General features: G+C 56.4%; 1 protein-coding gene. It reads right to left on the bottom strand.

Annotated features, from left to right (window positions below; all coding sequences use genetic code 11):
* Positions 1-275, bottom strand: a 275-nt coding sequence (locus F0Q32_RS26025) for an ATP-binding cassette domain-containing protein (RefSeq protein WP_149465186.1), incomplete at both ends; no start/stop codon positions are given.

The following is a 275-nucleotide window of genomic DNA, read 5'->3' as shown; positions in this document are numbered from 1 at the left end:
GAATACGCGCGGCCTCTTTCACCCGCTCAGCAATCTGCTGTTTACCCATGCCGCGAATTTTCAACCCCCACGCCATGTTCTCTTCTACGCTCATATGCGGGTAGAGAGCGTAGTTCTGGAACACCATCGCAATGCCGCGATCTTTCGGCTCCATTTCGGTCACACGCTTGCCGTCAATCCAGATATCGCCACTGGTCGCCCGTTCAAGCCCGGCGACCATGCGCAGCAGCGTAGATTTCTCGCAGCCGGACGGCCCAACCATTACGATAAATTCG

The sequence above is a fragment of the Pseudocitrobacter sp. 73 genome (assembly GCF_008369545.1).
Classification (GTDB): Bacteria; Pseudomonadota; Gammaproteobacteria; order Enterobacterales; family Enterobacteriaceae; genus Pseudocitrobacter; species Pseudocitrobacter vendiensis.
The sequence above is the reverse complement of the archived record's forward strand: the minus strand, read 5'-3'. Positions and strand labels throughout refer to the sequence as shown.